General features: G+C 62.2%; 14 protein-coding genes. 8 read left to right on the top strand and 6 right to left on the bottom strand.

What is annotated here, in order from left to right; genetic code table 11:
* Nucleotides 1-46: 46 nt before the first annotated feature.
* On the bottom strand, nt 47-1,795 hold the full coding sequence (locus AC097P_RS12060; RefSeq protein WP_479610659.1) for an ATP-binding protein: 1,749 nt from the start codon (nt 1,793-1,795) through the stop codon (nt 47-49).
* A 109-nt stretch (nt 1,796-1,904) separates the two neighbouring features.
* Between AC097P_RS12060 and AC097P_RS12055 the strand changes: the two genes are divergently transcribed.
* Nucleotides 1,905-2,969 carry an aldo/keto reductase gene (locus tag AC097P_RS12055; protein WP_479610658.1) on the top strand — a complete coding sequence of 355 codons (1,065 nt, stop codon included), beginning with the start codon at nt 1,905-1,907 and terminating at the stop codon, nt 2,967-2,969.
* Here the strand turns inward: AC097P_RS12055 and AC097P_RS12050 are convergent.
* The 3 genes from AC097P_RS12050 to argH form a co-directional block, all read right to left on the bottom strand.
* Nucleotides 2,905-4,446 carry a UdgX family uracil-DNA binding protein gene (locus tag AC097P_RS12050; protein ID WP_479611065.1) on the bottom strand — a complete coding sequence of 514 codons (1,542 nt, stop codon included), beginning with the start codon at nt 4,444-4,446 and terminating at the stop codon, nt 2,905-2,907. The two genes, AC097P_RS12055 and AC097P_RS12050, sit on opposite strands and share 65 nt — an antisense overlap.
* Complete coding sequence (locus AC097P_RS12045; RefSeq protein WP_479610657.1) at nt 4,443-5,675, bottom strand: putative DNA modification/repair radical SAM protein; 1,233 nt, start codon at nt 5,673-5,675, stop codon at nt 4,443-4,445. The genes AC097P_RS12050 and AC097P_RS12045 overlap by 4 nt, the downstream gene beginning before the upstream one ends.
* Before the next feature lie 74 nt (nt 5,676-5,749).
* Entirely contained in the window at nt 5,750-7,201 is a 1,452-nt protein-coding gene (gene argH, locus AC097P_RS12040; protein WP_479610656.1) for an argininosuccinate lyase, read from the bottom strand.
* A 39-nt stretch (nt 7,202-7,240) separates the two neighbouring features.
* Between argH and AC097P_RS12035 the strand changes: the two genes are divergently transcribed.
* Both AC097P_RS12035 and AC097P_RS12030 read left to right on the top strand, forming a co-directional pair.
* Complete coding sequence (locus AC097P_RS12035; RefSeq protein ID WP_479610655.1) at nt 7,241-8,293, top strand: sensor histidine kinase; 1,053 nt, start codon at nt 7,241-7,243, stop codon at nt 8,291-8,293.
* The gene (locus tag AC097P_RS12030; protein WP_479610654.1) at nt 8,290-9,042 is read left to right on the top strand and encodes a LytR/AlgR family response regulator transcription factor; all 753 of its coding nucleotides are present in this window, start codon (nt 8,290-8,292) and stop codon (nt 9,040-9,042) included. Before AC097P_RS12035 ends, AC097P_RS12030 begins: the two co-directional genes overlap by 4 nt.
* A 61-nt stretch (nt 9,043-9,103) precedes the next feature.
* Here AC097P_RS12030 and AC097P_RS12025 read toward each other — a convergent pair whose 3' ends face one another.
* Nucleotides 9,104-10,801, bottom strand: coding sequence for a serine hydrolase domain-containing protein (locus AC097P_RS12025; protein ID WP_479610653.1), 1,698 nt, complete (start codon nt 10,799-10,801; stop codon nt 9,104-9,106).
* On the opposite strand from AC097P_RS12025, the gene AC097P_RS12020 reads away from it, so the two are divergent.
* Nucleotides 10,779-11,153 (top strand): hypothetical protein, encoded by a 375-nt coding sequence (locus AC097P_RS12020; RefSeq protein WP_479610652.1) that lies wholly within the window; start codon nt 10,779-10,781, stop codon nt 11,151-11,153. The genes AC097P_RS12025 and AC097P_RS12020 overlap by 23 nt on opposite strands.
* Before the next feature lie 192 nt (nt 11,154-11,345).
* Here AC097P_RS12020 and AC097P_RS12015 read toward each other — a convergent pair whose 3' ends face one another.
* Nucleotides 11,346-14,285, bottom strand: coding sequence for a phosphoenolpyruvate carboxylase (locus tag AC097P_RS12015; RefSeq protein ID WP_479610651.1), 2,940 nt, complete (start codon nt 14,283-14,285; stop codon nt 11,346-11,348).
* A gap of 61 nt (nt 14,286-14,346) precedes the next feature.
* Between AC097P_RS12015 and hemC the strand changes: the two genes are divergently transcribed.
* From hemC to AC097P_RS11995, 4 genes are read left to right on the top strand one after another with little or no spacing between them, the layout of a single operon-like run.
* A complete protein-coding gene (gene hemC, locus AC097P_RS12010; protein ID WP_479610650.1) occupies nt 14,347-15,273 on the top strand; it encodes a hydroxymethylbilane synthase in 927 nt (308 codons plus the stop codon).
* Between the two features lie 3 nt (nt 15,274-15,276).
* Entirely contained in the window at nt 15,277-16,095 is an 819-nt protein-coding gene (locus tag AC097P_RS12005; protein WP_479610649.1) for a uroporphyrinogen-III synthase, read from the top strand.
* Entirely contained in the window at nt 16,092-17,150 is a 1,059-nt protein-coding gene (locus tag AC097P_RS12000; protein WP_479610648.1) for a uroporphyrinogen-III C-methyltransferase, read from the top strand. Before AC097P_RS12005 ends, AC097P_RS12000 begins: the two co-directional genes overlap by 4 nt.
* A 2-nt stretch (nt 17,151-17,152) precedes the next feature.
* Nucleotides 17,153-18,430: a heme biosynthesis HemY N-terminal domain-containing protein gene (locus tag AC097P_RS11995; protein ID WP_479610647.1), complete on the top strand. Its 1,278-nt coding sequence runs from the start codon at nt 17,153-17,155 to the stop codon at nt 18,428-18,430.
* Nucleotides 18,431-18,446 lie beyond the last annotated feature (16 nt).

The raw sequence follows: 18,446 nt of genomic DNA, 5'->3' as shown, positions 1-18,446 counted from the left end.
GTGGCCGACAGTGTAGGGTCTTGTCCGCAACAACGACAACGCCAAGCTAGAGCCGCGTGGGTGCCGTCGCGGGGAACGCCACGGTAAAGCAGCTACCCTTGCCGGGAGTGGAAGTGACCGTCAACTTGCCACCCAGAAGCGAAGTCACGATACGGTGCGAGATGGCTAACCCCAGGCCCGACCCGCCCTGCCCCAGTCGGGTGGTGAAGAAAGGGTCGAAGATGCGCGACATAACGTCCAGCTCCATGCCAACGCCGTTGTCCATCACCTGGAGGTGCACCCACCCACTGGCCGCATCGTGCGCAGCCTGTAGCGTGATGGCATCATCGGGTGCGCCGTCGAAACCGTGGGTATACGAGTTTTGCACCAGGTTGGTAATGACCTGACCCAGCGGACCGGGGAAGCCATCGCAGCGTATGCCCGGTGGCACTGCGTTGTAGATGCGGATGGAGCCAGCCTGCTTCATCGCAAGACTGAGGGTGTTGAGTACGTCTTCGACCACATCGTGCAGAAGGAATTCGCGCCGCCGCTGGGAGGTTTGGTCAACCGCAACTTGCTTGAAACTGGTGATCAGATCGGCGGCCTTGCGGCTGGTGCTGATCTGCAGCGCGCTGACCTCGCCCAGAAAAGCCAAAAAGCGTTCCAGCTCGGCGCGCTTCAAACCCACCCCTGCCAACAGTGTGCTGAACTCACGCACACGGTCTTGCAGCGTGCTGGAGAGCATCAGCACATTGCCGATAGGGGTGTTGAGCTCATGGGATACACCCGCTACCAAAGCGCCAAGCGACGCCAGCTTCTCCGACTCCACCAGTTCTTCCTGCGACCGTTTGAGCAGGGTGAGCATATTGCTCAGTTCCTCAGTGCGCTCGACAACACGCTTTTCCAACTGCTCGTTGAGCTCCTGGCCGTGCAGCATGGATTGGCGCAGCTGCTGTTCCCTGAACTTGGCCTCGGTGATGTCGCTCAGGCGCACCAGACAGCCCTCTTGCAGGGGTGCGCAATAGACCGAAAACCAGCGGCCCTCGTCGCCCTGGCCGATGAAGCGCTCTTCTTCCAGTTCGTGTGCGTCTGCAAGTGATCGCTCGCACAGATCCGCGAACCCGAGTGCCTGCCAGTGGGGAAACGCCTGTGCCACCGGCCGGCCTTCGATCTTGGTAGTGCCTGCGCCAGCCAATTTGGACATTGTCTGGTTGGCTACCAACACCATCCAGTCGGTGTGCCCCGGCACTTCGCCAACCACGCGCCGTAACGCCAAAATTGCATCACGGCTGCCATCCAGAACAGCATCCAGCAGGTGGGCTCGCATTTCCAACGGCTGGTTATAGACGACCAGTATCAGCCTGCCATCGGCGCGCCGCAGCGGCAGAATCAGGCGCTCCCAGGTGAATACCGAGGAGGCCCGGTCAGAGTAGTGCAAGGTGTACGCGGGCCTTTGTTGCGCCTGCACACTGCGGTAGCAGTCGAGGAAAAAGGGCGCCAGCACGCCCCCAAACTCGGAGACCTTTTTACCCGTCATATTGATCTGGCTGTGGCGGCTGATCTCTATGCCGTAGTGCAGGTATCTGAAATCGCCGTCGTCCAGTGCCTCCAGGACCATCACCGTCGGAGCAAATTGACGCAGGGGCTCGGCTAGCGGCTCCTCGTGCAGCGCAAGATCGGCAATGTCTGGAATGCCGGGGCCACGCCGGGGCAGCGCCTGCCAGGCAAACAGCAGCGCCAGCACGTTCGGGTTGGAGACTACGGACTCGATCTCATCCCACACCACGCGATGCCAAAATGGAGTGTCTTCAGTCATGTACTGCCTTTTCGCCTCGCGTTGTAGCCGTCGCCAATGCACCAACTATACGGCCAGTACATGCCAGAATGCCGTTCAATCTGATTCCCTTTTACACCGCACGTACTTCATGAATACCGTTCAACTTGGCAGCAGCGATCTACATGTCACTCCCATCTGCCTGGGCACGATGACGTTTGGCGAACAGGTGGATGAGCCTACCGCCCACACCATCATGGACCGCGCCGTGGAGCGTGGCATCAACTTCGTGGATACGGCCGAGATGTATGCCGTGCCCGCCCGCGCCGAGACCTTTAACGCCACCGAGAAAATCATCGGCAATTGGCTGGCGGCGCGCCCGGGCCTGCGCCAGAAACTGGTGATAGCCACCAAGGTGGCTGGGCCCTCACGCGGCATGCCGTGGGTGCGCGGTGGCAAGGGTGATACGTCGGCACAGGACATCATCGCCGCGTGCGATGGCAGCCTGCAGCGGCTCAAGACCGATGTGATCGACCTGTTCCAAATCCACTGGCCCAACCGCTCCGTGCCGATGTTCGGCGGGATGTACTACAAGCCAGCGGACGACAGCCAAGTGACCAGCCTGCATGCGCAACTGGGAGCCCTGGGCCAATTGGTCAAGTCCGGCAAGGTCCGCGCCGTGGGCTTGTCCAACGAGACGCCGTATGGCGTGCATGAGATGGTGAACCTTGCCGAGCAACACGGCCTGCCGCGTATCGCCACCGTGCAAAACGTCTACAACCTGATCAGCCGGGGGCTGGAGAATGGAATGGACGAGACCATGCACCGTTTGGGGGTATCCCTGCTGGCCTATTCGCCGTTGGCCTTTGGATTGCTGACGGGCAAGTACGACGCTTCCGGTGTGGAAGGCCCTGGTGCACCGCAAGATGCCCGTATCACCCGCTTTGAATCAGTGCGCAAACAGCGCTGGGGTCGCCAGCAGTCCCTGGCTGCAGCCCGCCGCTACAACGCGCTGGCGCAGTCGGTGGGGCTGACCCCTACACAATTGGCACTGGCGTTTTGCTACACGAAGTGGCAGGTGGCCAGTACCATCATTGGTGTGACTTCTGTGGCGCAGCTGGAGGAAGACATCAACGCATTCGGTACGAAGCTCACACCCGAGACGTTGGCAGCGATTGATGCAATTCGGTTGGAGATGCGGGATCCGGCGTATTAGGTAAGCGATTGGCCAGTTTGCGGGCTTGCCGCAAGCCATCGACGATGGTGGAGTAGGCGCGCTCACGGCTGGCGGCGTCTTGCGCGCGCAAGGCGTACGACGGATGGTAGACCGTGACAATCCAGCGGCCATCGTGCGGGAATGGCACGCCCAATTTATCAGTGATGGTCGCGGCGCCGTCTTGCAGCAGCGACTTGAGCGCCGTGCCGCCGAGGGCAACAACCACTTGCGGCTGCACGCGCGCCAACTCCTGCTCCAGCCATGCATGGCATGCTGCCACTTCGCGCTGCGCAGGCGTCTTGTGCATGCGCCGTTTGCCGCGTGGCTCCCACTTGAAATGCTTGACGGCATTGGTCAGGTAGATGGCGTGCCTCTCGATTTGCGCCTCGGCCATCGCACGGTCGAGCAAAGCGCCTGCCGGGCCGACAAAAGGCAGACCGGCCAGATCCTCCTGATCGCCCGGCTGTTCGCCGACCAGCATGATGGCCGCCTGCTCGGGGCCGACACCCGGCACGGCTTGCGTTGCCTGCTCCCACAGCGGGCAGCGCCGGCATTGGTCGAGTGAGGCCGGCGCCGCGCGTTGCGGCTGCGCACGTTCGGCGGTCACCGCGACCATGGTGCCGCCGCGCAGGCCAACGGCCTCGGTCTGACCCGTGCGGCGCGCGCCCATGGCCGCCGCCGACACCATCTCTGGCACTACGGCACCTTCCGGCAAATTCTTCCAGAAACGCGAGGGGATGTGGCTGCGCATCAGGCCCGCATTGAGGCGCGCCGGGTTAAAAATGCTGCGGTAGTAGGTCAGCCACAGTGCTTCGCCGGCGTCGTCGATATCGGCCTCGCCGCGCAATGGCGACGGTGCCAACTGCAGTGCGCTGCCATCCCACAGCGCAGCCAGCCCGGGCGTGGCGATCATCCAGGTGACCTTGCCCATGCGCCGGGCAAAATGCTGGCCCACTTGCGGCAGCACGTCGTGCGATGGTTCAAACCATGCGACGAAGCGCGGTGCGCCGGCATCGGCATCGCGTTCGCGGAAACGGACATAGGCATGCATATCGTGCTCCTCCCGGCGCACTGCCTTGGCCATCGCATGCAGCCGCGCGCCGTCGCGGTCCGCATGCGATAGCACCGCGCGGTCGCCGCCATGCCAGCGCCACAATACCTGGTACAGCACGGCCCAGCGGTCGTGCACGCGGCAGCACGCAGCACTTTCCAGCAGTTCGATCAACTCGCGCGGCAGGCGGATGGTGCCGGCTGCGATAGTCGGGTTGTCACCGGCCGCCTCAGGGTCGGCGCTGGAGTTTGCGAGGTCACCGGTATCAGCGCCCGCAAACAGATCACCGCCATCTGACCCGGTGAACCACTGCACGCATTCCGGTGCAACGCGGCGCACGAGCAGGGAGCGTGCGGCGTCGCGCCATTGCGCGAACGACTGCACCAGCACCGGGACGCCTGTGCCGCCGCCATCGGCGCCGCTCATGCCGCCTTCAGCTCCGCCCACAGCGGCATCTGCTGCACCGTGACATCGGCCAGTGCGCGGCGCAGTTGCGACGATGGTGTGGTATCGCGTGCCGGGAAGTAATCAGCGGTGATGATGAAGGGCGCGACTTTCTCCATGCTGCAGCGCAGCCGCGACAGGTCGGCATAGCGGATCTGGCGCAGCCGCCGCAACGCGATGAGGCGTTGGGCGTTGCGCAAACCGATGCCGGGTATGCGGGCGATCAGATGGGCCTCGGCGCGGTTCAGGTCCATCGGGAAATGCTCGCGATGGGCCAGCGCCCAGGCTAGCTTGGGGTCAATGTCCAGCGCAAGATTGCCGCCAGAGGGCAACAGTTCGTCGACCTGAAAACCATAGCTGCGCAGCAGAAAGTCGGCTTGGTAGAGCCGGTGTTCGCGCTGCATCGGCGGTGGTGCAGACGGCACGCTGGCGGGGCTGTCCGGGATGGGGCTGAACGCCGAGTAGTAGACGCGCTTGAGCTGGTAGCTTCCGTACAGCGTTTCGGCCGTTGACAGGATCTGGCCATCGTCGCTGGCGTCGGCGCCGACGATCATCTGTGTGCTCTGGCCAGCCGGCGCGAAACGTGGTGCGCGGGGTTCTGCGGTCGCTTCGTCGCGGCGACGGCGGATGGCACCCATCGCCAGTTTGATCGTGTGCACGCTCTTTTCCGGCGCCAGCCGTGCCACGCTGTCCTGCGTCGGCAGTTCGATGTTGACGCTCAGGCGGTCGGCGTAGCGGCCGGCGGCGTCTATAAGCGCCGGGTCGGCATCGGGGATCGTCTTCAGATGGATGTAACCGCGAAACTGGTGCACTTCGCGCAGTTCGCGCGCGATCTGCACCAGCAGCTCCATCGTGTAATCGGCCGACTGGATGATGCCCGAGCTGAGGAACAGGCCGTCGATGTAATTGCGCAGGTAAAAATCGGTGGTCAGCTTGACCACTTCAGCCACCGTGAAACGCGCGCGCGGCACATTGGAGGTGCGCCGGTTGACACAATACTGGCAGTCGTACAAACAGTAATTGGTCAGCAGGATTTTGAGCAGTGAGACGCAGCGGCCATCCGGCGTATAGCTGTGGCAGATGCCCATGCCCGTGCTGGCGCCGATGCCATCCTTACCAATCGAGTCGCGCTTAGGCGCAGCGCTGCTGGCACAGGAAGCGTCATATTTAGCTGCATCGGCGAGGATTTCCAGTTTGTCCGCCAATTGCATGGCCTGCTCCAATACTGTATAAAAATACAGTTTAGCAAACCATCAACGGCCCTGCGCCGTGTCGGTGATTGCCCCTAGGCCAGCCGCGCCCGGTGGCGCGCAATCTGCGCCTGCACCTGCACCGGCGCCGTGCCACCCAGCGTCTTGCGTGCGTTCAGCGAGCCGCGCAGGCTCAAACATTCGTACACATCTTTTTCAATCATCGGATTGAATTCCTGCAGCACGGCCAACGGCAGTTCGGACAAATCGCAGGCGTGGGACGTGGCGGCCTTCACGGCGTGGGCCACGATCTCGTGCGCATCGCGGAAGGGCAGTCCCTTCTTAACCAGGTAGTCGGCCAAATCGGTAGCAGTGGCGTAGCCTTTCAGCGTGGCCTGCTCCATGGCGGGGGCATTGACGGTGATGCCACCCTCCTTGACGCCAGTGGCCGGGTTCAACTGGCCGCCAACCATCTCCGAGAAGATGCGCAGCGTGTCTTTCAGCGTATCCACGGTGTCAAAAAGCGGCTCCTTGTCTTCCTGGTTGTCCTTGTTGTAGGCCAGGGGCTGGCCCTTCATCAGCGTGATCAGGCCCATCAGGTGGCCAACCACGCGCCCGGTCTTGCCACGCGCCAGTTCGGGCACATCGGGGTTTTTCTTCTGCGGCATGATGGAACTGCCGGTGGTGAAACGGTCAGCAATCTTGATGAAGCTGAAGTTCTGGCTCATCCACAGAATCAGCTCTTCGCTCATGCGGCTGATGTGCACCATGGTCAGTGTGGCGGCTGCCGTGAATTCAATGGCAAAGTCGCGGTCGCTGACGGCATCCAGGCTGTTCTGGCAGACCTGGGGGTTGCCCTTTTCATCGACCATGCCCAGCGAGCGTGCCACGCGCTCGCGGTCCAGCGGGTAGCTGGTGCCGGCCAGCGCGGCGGCGCCCAGCGGCAAGCGGTTGGTGCGGCGGCGTACTTCGGCGAAGCGCTCGGCATCCCGGCTGAACATTTCCACGTACGCCAGCATATGGTGGCCAAAGCTCACAGGTTGTGCCACCTGCAGGTGCGTAAAGCCGGGCAGGATGACGTCGACATTCTTCTCGGCCACGTCCAGCAGAGACTTTTGCAGGTCCACCAGCAGTTCGCCAATCAGGTCGATCTCGCTGCGCAGCCACAGGCGCACATCGGTTGCCACCTGGTCGTTGCGGCTACGGCCGGTGTGCAGGCGCTTGCCTGCGTCGCCTACCAACTGGGTCAGCCTAGCCTCGATATTCAGGTGCACATCCTCCAGATCCAGCTTCCACTCGAAGTTGCCAGATTCAATGTCTGCGGTGATCTGCGCCATGCCGCGCTGGATGGACGCATGGTCTTCGGCACTGATGATGCCCTGAGCCGCCAGCATCTCGGCGTGGGCCAGGCTGCCGGTGATGTCGGCCTGCCACATGCGCTTGTCAAAAAACACGCTGGAGGTGTAGCGCTTGACCAGATCGCTCATGGGTTCGGAGAACAGCGCGGACCACGCCTGGGATTTTTTATCGAGTTGGTTTTTGGACATGGGGTGCAGGGCGGGGTAATGGAGTCAAAATCCGGGTTCATGAAAGACACCCAAATATTATCGGCGTTCCACGATATAGCCCAGCCGGCGGAAGGCAAGCCGGCTGGCGCGGCACCAGTTGAGGCTGGTTTGGTGTTTGACGCCTGCCAGACCGGCGTGGTGCTGCGGGCCGTGCTATTTGTCGAAGTGTGTGTCGGTGTGGGCGTTGCGTTTTCGGCCAACGACCCTATGGACTGGGTCATTCGCCTGGCGATGGTTACCGGGGGCGCATTGACAGGCACGCTGGCCTGGTTGCTGCTGGCCTGCCTGACCAAACGGCTGATTGCCCGTCTGGAGCCACCGTTGCAGTACGCCGTGGCGGTGGCCATGGGGGGGCTCGCCGGGCTCTATGGCTGTGCCATGCTGACCTGGTCGGGCCTGTTGATATCTCCAACCTGGGCGGCCAGCGGCGTCAGCGGGCTGCTGTTGTCTGGCATTCTGGTCGCGGCGTTGGTGATGCGCAGCAAGGGGCGTATGCCCGCCGACACCTCGGCCCGGCTGGCTGAACTGCAGTCGCGCATCCGCCCCCACTTTTTGTTCAACACGCTGAACAGCGCCATTGCACTCGTGCGCGCCGAACCGGCCAAAGCGGAAGCCTTGCTGGAAGACCTGAGCGACCTGTTCCGCGAAGCGTTGAACGACTCCGGCGAGCCAGTGCGGCTGGCTCAGGAAATCGAATTGGCACAGCGCTACTTGGCCATTGAAAAAGTGCGCTTTGGTGAGCGTCTGCGCGTGCAGTGGGCGCTGGACCCCGAGACCGACGACGCCCTGTTACCCCCTTTACTGCTTCAGCCATTGGTGGAGAATGCGGTACGCCACGGAGTGGAGCCCAGTGCACAGGGCGCCGACGTGCGCATATCCACGCAACGCAGGGGGTCGATGGTGGTAATCAAGGTGACCAATACCGTTCCAAATGGTCAGGGCGAGCAGGGGCAGGGCCTGGCGCTGCGCAATGTGCGCGAGCGGTTGTCACTGTTGCACGATGTGCAGAGCCAGTTCCGCAGCGTGTTGAAAGACGGCGTCTACCAGGTGCGCATGGAGGTACCGCTGTGACGACCGCACTGCTCAAGGCCCTGGTGGTCGACGACGAAAGCCTGGCACGTACCCGCATGCGCACTTTGTTGTCTGATTGCACGTCCCCCGCCGTGCAGTGTGTCGGCGAGGCTGCCAACGCCGTACAGGCCATGGAAATGCTGCAGCACCAAACCGTAGATGTGGCGCTGATCGACATCCACATGCCCGGGGCCGATGGCTTGACACTGGCTCGCTCGCTGCAATTGTTGCCTGAGGCCCCAGCGCTGATCTTTGTGACGGCCCACGCCGAACACGCAGTGCACGCCTTTGAGCTTGAGGCGGTGGACTATCTGACCAAGCCGGTGCGCCTGGAGCGACTGCAATCAGCGCTACAAAAAGTAGAGCGCCTCACGCGCGCCCGGCGAGGGCTACAGGTCGATTTGGCACCTGAAGATGTGCTGATCATCCAAGAGCGCGGTCGCACCGAACGCATACCGGTGCAGCAGATTTTGTATTTCAAGGCCGAGCTGAAATACGTGACCGTGCGCACCGCCAGCCGCAGCTACATCCTGGACGGCTCGCTCAACGAATTGGAAGAAAAATACCGCGCCGACTTTGTGCGCATCCACCGCAACGCCCTGATCGCTCGGCGTGCGGTACGGGCCTTGGAAAAACACTTTGATGCTGAAGAAGGTGAGGGCTGGGCGGTGCGGCTCAATGGAGTGGATGAACTGCTGGCGGTGTCACGCCGGCAGCTGGCGGTGGTGCGGGAGTTGGTGTCGCGGTAGGAATTGCAGCGAGCTGGCGATGCCAACTGCGACAGCAGTCGCACCCCTTTCTTGCGCGAGTTCACATCGTCCAGGTTCGCAGACCGATCCAGCCAATTGCTAATGCGTAGCCTGAAATCAACAGAATGGAACCCGAGGTCAGGCCCGCATACCATCGCACCAATCGGCTTGCGTTGCGGGTGCGAACGGCGTGCCACAAGCCGGTGACGGCCAATATTGGAAACAGAATACTGCACAGAAAAATCGAAATTGCAAGCACGCTCGGCTCGGCAAGTTTCGCCAACATTTCTATACCAGACTCGATCGCAAATAGGGGAAGTATCAGGGTAGTGCAAAGTGTTGCGAAGGCAAGAAGCGGAAAGAGCCTGACCTTCCACCCTCCGCTGGCCGTCAGCCTTTTGCGGTATGCGCTGACGAGCCAGACCGGCAACAACAACAGGCCGCCTGCGCCGCCCAGCAGGGCCAAACCACCCAATACAGCAGCCGTGGCAATGCGCCAGCCTGCTTCCTTCTTGCGGTCGCCAAATCCTCCCGACAAAGCGTACACCTCGCCATCTTTTTCAATGAATGCAAGGCTGGCGTTATCACGGTCAACGCGGCGAAAGCTATGGGGCGTAACCGCGAGAAACTCGCGACCGCCGACAAGCAGTGTCCCGTTGGCCACAGTAACCCGCGTCAAGCCCAGTACATCAGTGTAGGGACGCATCAAGTCCTTGGCTGGCGTCACGTTGCGATAGAACCCAGCCCATGCGTCTAGGTCGCGTTGCGCCACTGAAACGCCTGGTGGTGGTGTGAATGCGTTGCCTCGGTTCAAATAGGCTTGTATCAAGGCCGTAACCGGCGTTCTGTAATCGACACCCTCACCCCCATTGGCCATCACCACATAGCCCGTACGCTGTGCAACAGAATACCCGTACACGGATGTGAATGAGTCGATCTGACCGTTGTGTCCACGGTAAGTAACACCCTTGTCGTTCAATGGATAGTTGCCCAAGCCAAAAGCTCCGTCCAGCCCCGCTTTGCTGGCCCAAGACGACTCACCGCGTTCAATGCGTTCAACCGATTTCTGCGTCAGGATCTGCTGACCTTCAATCGATCCACGTCCGATGAAAAAAAGTACCAGTCGTGACAGTTCCCGCACACTGGTCGCAAGGGAACCCGAGGGCGGCAAAATGATGTGTTTATACGGCGTCTCGGTGCCGTTAGGCCCGTAGCTCTTGGCTAAACGACCCGCCAACTCAGGCGTCAAATCAAAGTCCGCGGTGACCATTCCCATCGGGCGCAAGACCGAATTGCGTTCGAAGGAGGAAAAATCTTGCCCGGTGAGCTTTTCCAGTACATAGCCAGCTACCGCTGGACCCGAATTGGAATAGACCGCAAACTGTCCGGGCTTCCAACGGCTTACGTACTCTGCATTGGCGTATTCCACTCCCTGGCGCAAGGCCCACCCACGACCGTCGGCTACCTCAACACGTGTCGAAATGTCCGGCCAACCCGAGCTGTGCTCCAGCAAATGCACCAGGCGCAGCGGGTCGGTCTGTTCCCAGGGGTTGGTGAATTTAACCTCTGGGGCCAAGTCAGCCACGCGGGCATCGAGTGTGAGCTTGCCGGCTTCAACCAACCGCATGAGCGCAATACTGGTGAAGCTTTTTGAGATGGATGCAGCGCGAAAAACGGTGTCCGGAGTCACCAGTAAACTCCTCTCCTTGTCCGCGACGCCGTATCCCTTCAGATAAGTGACCTTGCCATCTTCAATCAAGGCCAGGGAGGCGCCGGGAATGCCGCGCTGCACGAACAGTGCTGCCAAACGTTCGTCCAGTTCTTTCAATGTCGCGGGTGCTGCTGGCGTCGCGGTTGGCGTGGCCGCCTTGGTCCCCATGGGGAACACCATCAGCGCCAATAGAAGCGCGATTGCGCCCCACCCGTGCAAGGAATGGTTTGGTTCGGTGTTGGTGGATATGTTGCTGGAGGTTTCGGTCAGTCGCATGGGTATCTTTCACGGCATCATCCGCTCGACGGCGCCGACGGCGCCGAAGAGTGACAAGAGCGCAATGTTCTTTGTTCCGGCGAATGTCTGCCAGCGAAATGCGATGCGCTGCATGTCGGAGTGACAAGCCCGGCAAAATGCCGGACGCGCTGATGCATATAGAAATGCTGCCGTGCGCAAGACGCACCGCCCGGGCCAGAGACCGCATACCCGATCTGCCAGCCCGGCCCATACCTAAAGGCGTAGGATATTTAGAGCGCTATACAATAGATAGCGAGACAGCCATACTTTACGTGGGCTAGCGGCTCAATTTACTTTAGCCCGTATTGCGCAAGCCCGCCGCAATCCCATTGATGGAAATGTGTATGCCACGCTGCAAGCGTTCATCGGCCTGCCCCGCACGGTAACGCCGCACCAGTTCCACCTGCAAGTGGTGCAGCGGGTCGATGTAGGGAAAACGGTGGCGGATGGAGCGTTGCAGCGCCGCGTTATTGGCCAGGCGGTTCTTGTCTCCGGTGATGGTGGCCAGGGCTTGGGCTGTGCTGTGCCATTCGGCTTCGATGGCGGTGAAGATTTTCTTACGCAGGCGCGTGTCGGCCACCAGTTCCGAATAACGTGAAGCAAGCGCAAGATCGCTCTTGGCCATCACCATGTCCATGTTGGACAGCAGCGTCTTGAAGAACGGCCATTGGCGGTACATTTTCTGCAGCAGCGCGGTGCGGTCTTTTTGTTCCGCTGGCGTGCCCGAGGAGATGAAGCTTTGCACCGCCGAGCCGAATCCATACCAGCCTGGTAGTGTCAAGCGACATTGGCCCCAGCTAAAGCCCCAAGGAATGGCACGCAGGTCTTCAATCCGCTGCGAAGGCTTGCGCGATGCTGGGCGCGATCCGATGTTGAGCTCGGCAATCTCGCGTATGGGCGTGGAGCTAAAGAAATATTCGGTGAAGCCCGGGGTTTCGTAGACCAGCGCGCGGTAGGCCGCCATACTGTCGCGTGACAGTTCGGCAGCGGCATCCAGAAACGCGGGTGTGGCGGACTTGGTGGGTTGCAGCAGCGTGGCTTCCAGCGTAGCGGCGACTAAAGTTTCCAGGTTGCGTCGGCCAATTTCTGGGTTGGCGTATTTGGAGCCGATGACCTCGCCCTGCTCAGTCAGCCGGATCTGGCCGCGCACGGTACCCGGTGGCTGGGCCAGGATGGCCTCGTAGCTGGGGCCGCCGCCCCGGCCCACGGTGCCTCCACGGCCGTGGAACATCCGCAGGCGGATCTTTGTTGCTCCCACGCTCGGCACTGGCGTGTTCTCGCTACCCCCCGAGGGGGCCTTCGCCCCTTGGGACGGCCCGGCGGCGCTCAAACCGTGGCTGGCGAGTTCATCAAACAGTTCCACCAGCGCAATCTCGGCGCGGTACAACTCCCAGTTGCTGGTAAAGATGCCGCCATCCTTGTTGCTGTCGGAGTAACCCAGCATGATGTCCTGCTCGCTGCCACTGCGCCGCACCAGACCCGCAATGCCGGGCAGCGCGTAAAACTCGCGCATGATGGGCGCGGCGTTGCGCAGGTCTTCAATCGTTTCGAACAGCGGTACGACGATCAGATCGCAGACCGGTTGGAGCGGGTCTGGGTTGCCGGGCGCGGTGGGGCCATTCAGCACGCCGCGCATCAGGCCCACTTCCTTTTGCAGCAGCAATACTTCCAGCAAATCGCTGACCGTCTCGGTGTGGCTGATGATGTAGTGGCGAATGGACTCTGCGCCAAAGCGCTCGCGCATGACCTTGGCGGCCGAGAAGATGGCCAGTTCGCCCTGCGCGTGGGCCGAGTAGCTGACGCCGTGCACCCGCAGTGCGCGGGCATCCCCTAACAGGCCCATCAGCAGCTTGCGTTTGGCGGCCTCGTCCAGGCTGGAATAATCCGCTTCGATGCGGGCCGTGGCCAGCAGCTCGGCGACCACTTCTTCGTGCTTGTCTGAACTCTGGCGCAGGTCTACGGTCGCCAGGTGGAAGCCAAAGACATCGACGGCCCGTATCAGCGGGTGCAGGCGCTCGGCGACCAGCGCCGAGCCGTGATTGGCTTTCAGCGATGCTTCGATGGTGCGCAACTCGGCTGCAAATTCTTCCGAACGTTTGTACGGGTTTTGCGGCGCGACAGCGTGGCGTGCGGCCTCGGTACCGGTCAGTTCTTTCAGCGTGGCGGCCAGGCGTGCATAGACACCGGTCAACGCCCGGCGGTAGGGCTCGTCCATGCGGTGCACGTTCTGGTCGGGTGAGCTTTCGGCCAGCGTCTTCATGTCGGGCGTGCATTCGTTCAGCATGGCCGACACCGACAGTTCACCGCCCAGGTAGTGCACTTCCGTCAGGTAGTGGCGCAGCGCCACTTCGGCCTGACGGCGCAACGCGTAGTCCAGCGTCTGGGCGCTGACATTGGGGTTGCCATCGCGATCCCCGCCAATCCACTGGCCCATGCGCAGAAAGCTGTGCACGGGCTGGTTATTGCCCAGTAGCTGCTCCAGGTTGGCGTAGAGCTTGGGGATCTCGCGCAAGAACGTCGATTCGTAGTAGCTCAGCGCATTTTCGATTTCATCGGCCACGGTCAGCTTGTTGAAGCGCAGCAGCCGGGTTTGCCACAGCTGCATCACACGTGCACGCATCTGCGCTTCGTTGGCAGCCAGTTCGCGGGCGCTGAGGGCGTCCTTTTTGTTCTCAAAAAAGGCACTGCGCATCTTGATCTCGTCACGCTCGGTCAGCAGGCGGGCAATGCCACGCTCCGCGTCCAGAATGCTTTTGCGTTGCACTTCGGTCGGATGGGCAGTCAGCACCGGCGACACATAGCTCTGGGCCAGCGTGCTGGATATCGTCTTGGGTGCTATGCCGGCCCAGCGCAGCCGCGACATCGCGACTTCGACGCTGCCCTCTTGCGTGTCACCCGCACGTTCGTGGATGGCGCGGCGGCGAATGTGGTGACGGTCTTCGGCCAGGTTGGCCAGGTGCGAAAAATAGGTGAAGGCGCGGATCACGCTGACCGTCTGGTCGCCGCTCAAGCCTTTGAGCAGCTTTTTCAGCGCCTTGTCGGCTTCCTGGTCGGCGTCGCGGCGGAACGCGACCGACAGCGTGCGGATTTTTTCTATCAGTTCAAAGGCCGCGTCGCCCTCCTGCTCGCGGATCTCGTCACCCAGTATCCGGCCCAGCAGGCGGATGTCCTCGACCAAGGGCCGTTCGTTGTCTTTGCTGCGCTTGGCGGGGGCTGGGGCGGGTACAGTTTTCATGGGTCCCATGCTAGCATTGACCACTCGCAATAGATTACAAATGGGTTACGACTGCCAGGCCATGACTGCACACAAATTAACGATAGCAACCCGCGAGAGCCGCCTGGCACTGTGGCAGGCCGAACACGTGAAAGCGTTGCTCGAACAACAGGGCCACACCGTCACTTTGCTGGGCATGACGACCAAGGGCGACCAGATCCTGGACCGCTCGCTCTCCAAGGTCGGCGGCAAGGGATTGTTCGTCAAAGAGCTGGAGCTGGCGCTGGAGGCAGGGCAGGCCGACCTGGCCGTGCATTCGCTCAAAGACGTGCCCATGGAGTTGCCCGCGGGTTTCTCGCTGGCCTGCGTCATGGAGCGCGAAGACCCGCGCGATGCCTGGGTGTCCAACCGCTACCCCACGCTGGCAGATTTGCCGCAGGGCGCGGTGGTCGGGACATCGAGCCTGCGGCGCATGGCGCTGCTGCGCGCCCTGCGTCCCGACCTTAAGATCGAAGGCTTGCGTGGCAATCTCGATACGCGTCTGAAGAAGCTTGACGATGGTTTGTACGATGGCATTGTGCTGGCCGCTGCAGGACTCAAGCGCCTGGGGCTGGAGTCCCGTATCCGCGCCGTTTTCAGCCCTGAACAGATGCTGCCCGCAGCGGGTCAGGGCGCACTGGGGATTGAGGTGCGCACCGACCGCTCCGAGGTGGCCGCGGTGCTGCAAACCCTGCTGCATCCGCAGACCTGGCTGGCAGTGTCGGCCGAGCGTGCCGTCAGCCGCGTGATGGGTGGCAGCTGCTCCATGCCACTGGCCGCCTACGCCACGCTGCAGGGTGATGTGCTGAACATTCGCGCCGCCTGGGGTGATCCGGAGGGCGTGCTGCCGTTGGTCCATGCGCAGGCGCAGGGCGTTGTGCGCGATGGTGCGGCTGCCACGCAATTGGGCGAAGCGGTCGCCCGCCAGTTGCAAGCCAGCGTGCGCGTGCAAACCGAATCGAGGGGCTGAACCATGCGCGTCATTGTTACCCGTCCCACACAAGAGGCCGCGCAGTGGGTCCACGCGCTGGCAGACGCTGGTTTTGACGCCGTGGCCTTGCCACTGATTGGTGTGCTGCCGCCACCCGACCCGGCCGCCGTTGCTGCCGCTTGGGCGCGCATTACCGAATTCGATGCCGTGATGTTTGTCAGCGGCAATGCAGTAGAGCACTTCTTTGCGTCAAAACCGCCCGCAGCCCCCGTATTTGGTATGTCTGGTGCTACCAATATCAGAGCGTTCGTCACCGGACCCGGCAGTTTGTCAGCGTTGAAGCGGGCGCAGGTGGATGTCCGCAGCATCGACATGCCGGACCGTGCGGCCGAGCAATTCGATTCGGAAGCCCTGTGGGCCGTAGTCGCACCCCGCGTGGTTCCCGGCTACCGCGTGCTGATCGTGCGTGGCAGCGCCAGTAATGATGCGGCCGGCAGCCCCATACCGGCGGACAAGGCTGTGGACGGCGTCGGCCGTGACTGGTTTGCAGAACAGGTGCGCGCCGCCGGTGGCGCTGTGGAGTTTGTCGTGTCGTACCAGCGCCACCCGCCCGCAATGTCGGAGAGCGAAGGCGCCATGGTGCGACAGGCCGCGGTGGACGGCTCTGTCTGGCTGTTCAGCAGCTCCGAGGCCATTGGCAATCTGGTTGCAAGCTGTGCGGGGCAGTCGTGGTCACAGGCCAAGGCGGTGGTTACGCACAGCCGCATCGCACAAGCCGCCCGCAAGGCCGGATTTTCTGTTGTTTGCGAGTCACGGCCCACGCTGGCTGCATTGATGGCGTCTATAGAATCGGTGGCATGAACACAGAGCCCAGCCTTACCGCGGCGAGTGCGCCACTGGAGAGCTCGCTGGTTCCCTTGCAAACCCGGCCCCCCGGTATGGTCGTGCACCGCTTGCAGTGGGCGGTAGCCTTGATCGCCGTGTTGGCCCTGGTGGTCAGCGTTTTGCTGTGGCAAAAGCTCGGTTCCATCCAGGAGCAACTGGCCCGCCAGAGCGCCGATGCCGGCAGCCAGGCCGTTGAGGCCCGCGCCACCGCCAGGCAAGCCCAGGAGTTGGCCATGGAGACGGCCGCCAAGCTGGCAGTCACCGAAGCCCGGCTCAGCGAGGTTTCGCTGCAGCGCACCCAGTTGGAAGAGTTGATGCAAAGCCTGTCACGTTCGCGTGACGAGAACCTGGTGGTCGACATTGAATCTGCGCTGCGTCTTGCGCAGCAGCAGGCCCAACTGACCGGCAGCGTGGAGCCCCTGTTGGCCGCTCTCAAAAGTGCCGAAGTGCGGGTGACGCGTGCAGCCCAGCCCCGCCTGACACCCCTGCAGCGCGCGATCACGCGGGACATTAACCGCATCAAGGCCACCGCGCTGGCCGATACGCCGGCACTGCTGGTCAAGCTGGACGAGCTGGTGCTGCTGGCCGACGAATTGCCGGTTGCCAATGCATTGCCTACCACCCGGCCCAACGATACGCTGAAGCGCAAACCTGAGGAAACCGTGGCGAACTGGTGGGTGCGCCTGGGCTTGCTGGTGCGCGATGAAGCGCGCAATTTGGTTCGAGTCAGCCGTATCGAAGACCCGGATGCAGCCTTGCTGTCGCCCGAGCAATCGTTCTTTCTGCGGGAGAACCTGAAGCTTAAGTTGCTGAACGCCCGTTTGGGCCTTCTGTCACGGCAAATTGAATCCGTGCGTTCCGACTTGGGCTCCGCTTCTGCCGCCGTGGGCCGGTACTTCGACGCATCGTCGCGCAAAACGCAGACCGCCAGTGCGCTGCTGCAGCAAGTTCGTGGCCAGATGAAGGCTCTGGAGTTGCCGCGTGTCGACGACACGCTGGCGGCCTTGGCCACCGCCGCAGCGGGACGCTGAATATGCGGGTTGCACTGTGGCTGATGGCCTTGTTCGCGGTGGCGGTGGCAAGTGCACTCTTTGCCGGCGACAACCATGGCACCGTGACACTGTTCTTTCCCCCGCACCGGGTAGATCTGTCGCTGAACCTGTTTTTGCTGCTGCTGGCCGGCAGCTTCCTGACGCTGCACCTGGCCATGCGGGCCTTGTCTGCGCTGACCAATATTCCGCATCAGGCGCGCCACTGGCGCTTGCTGCAAAAGGAGCGCGGCATGCACACGGCGCTGCTGGAGTCTTTGGCCCATCTGATAGCGGGGCGGTTTGTGCGCGCGCGCAAGGCGGCCGAACTGGTGATTTCTCTCGAAGAGTCCGTGCAACGCAGCGGCGAACGGGTGGCATACGGTGCGCGTTTGCGCTCGCTGGCACATGTTTTGGCGGGCGAAAGCGCCCATGCGCTGCAAAACCGCAGCGTGCGCGATGCCCACTTCCAGCTCGCCCTGCAGGAGTCGGAGGGCCGTGATGCCCAGGACGCACGCGAAGGTGTACAGCTGCGCGGGGCCCAGTGGGCGCTGGATGATCGGGAAGCACCCGCCGCCATGCATTTGCTGGACCAGTTGCCGCAGGGAGCATCCCGCCGCACGCTGGCGTTGCGCCTGCGCTTTCGCGCGGCGCGCCAGACCGGGCAATTGCCGCTGGCGTTGGAAACCGGGCGTCTGCTGACCAAGCACCGGGCCTTCTCCGAAGCCGCTGGCAAGAGCATTGCACGGGGTTTGGCCATCGAGTTGATACGTGCTGCGCACGACAGCGTGCAGATACAGCGTGCATGGGATGCGCTGGACGCAGCGGAACAGCAAGTGCCTGAAGTTGCATTCGAAGCGGCAGAGCGCCTGCTGGCACATGGTGGCGCCGTGACCGTATCGCGTCAGTGGCTGTTGCCTATTTGGGATGCCATGGTACTGCGCCACGATGCGCTGACGCTGGCGCAGCGTGTGCGAATGGCCCGTGTGTTGGAGAAAGGTTTTGCTGCTGTCGACGGTGCACCCGATGCCGCATGGCTGAGCCGCATAGAGACTGCGCAAATGGGCAACCCGCGCGACGCGGTGCTGCAATACCTGGCCGGCGTCGTCTGTATGCGGCTGAGTCTGTGGGGCAAATCCCAGCAACTGTTCAAGCAGTCACTGGCCATGCTGCAAGACTCCGACCTGGCGCGCGACACGTGGCTGGCGTTGGCTTATATGGCAGAGCAGCGCCAGGATATGCAGGCCGCAGCAGAGGCTTATCGCGAGGCCGCGAAAAGGTGACGCCAGCGGAATTCAG

Source organism: Rhodoferax sp. ZS1R8 (assembly GCF_056521325.1).
The sequence above is the reverse complement of the archived record's forward strand: the minus strand, read 5'-3'. Positions and strand labels throughout refer to the sequence as shown.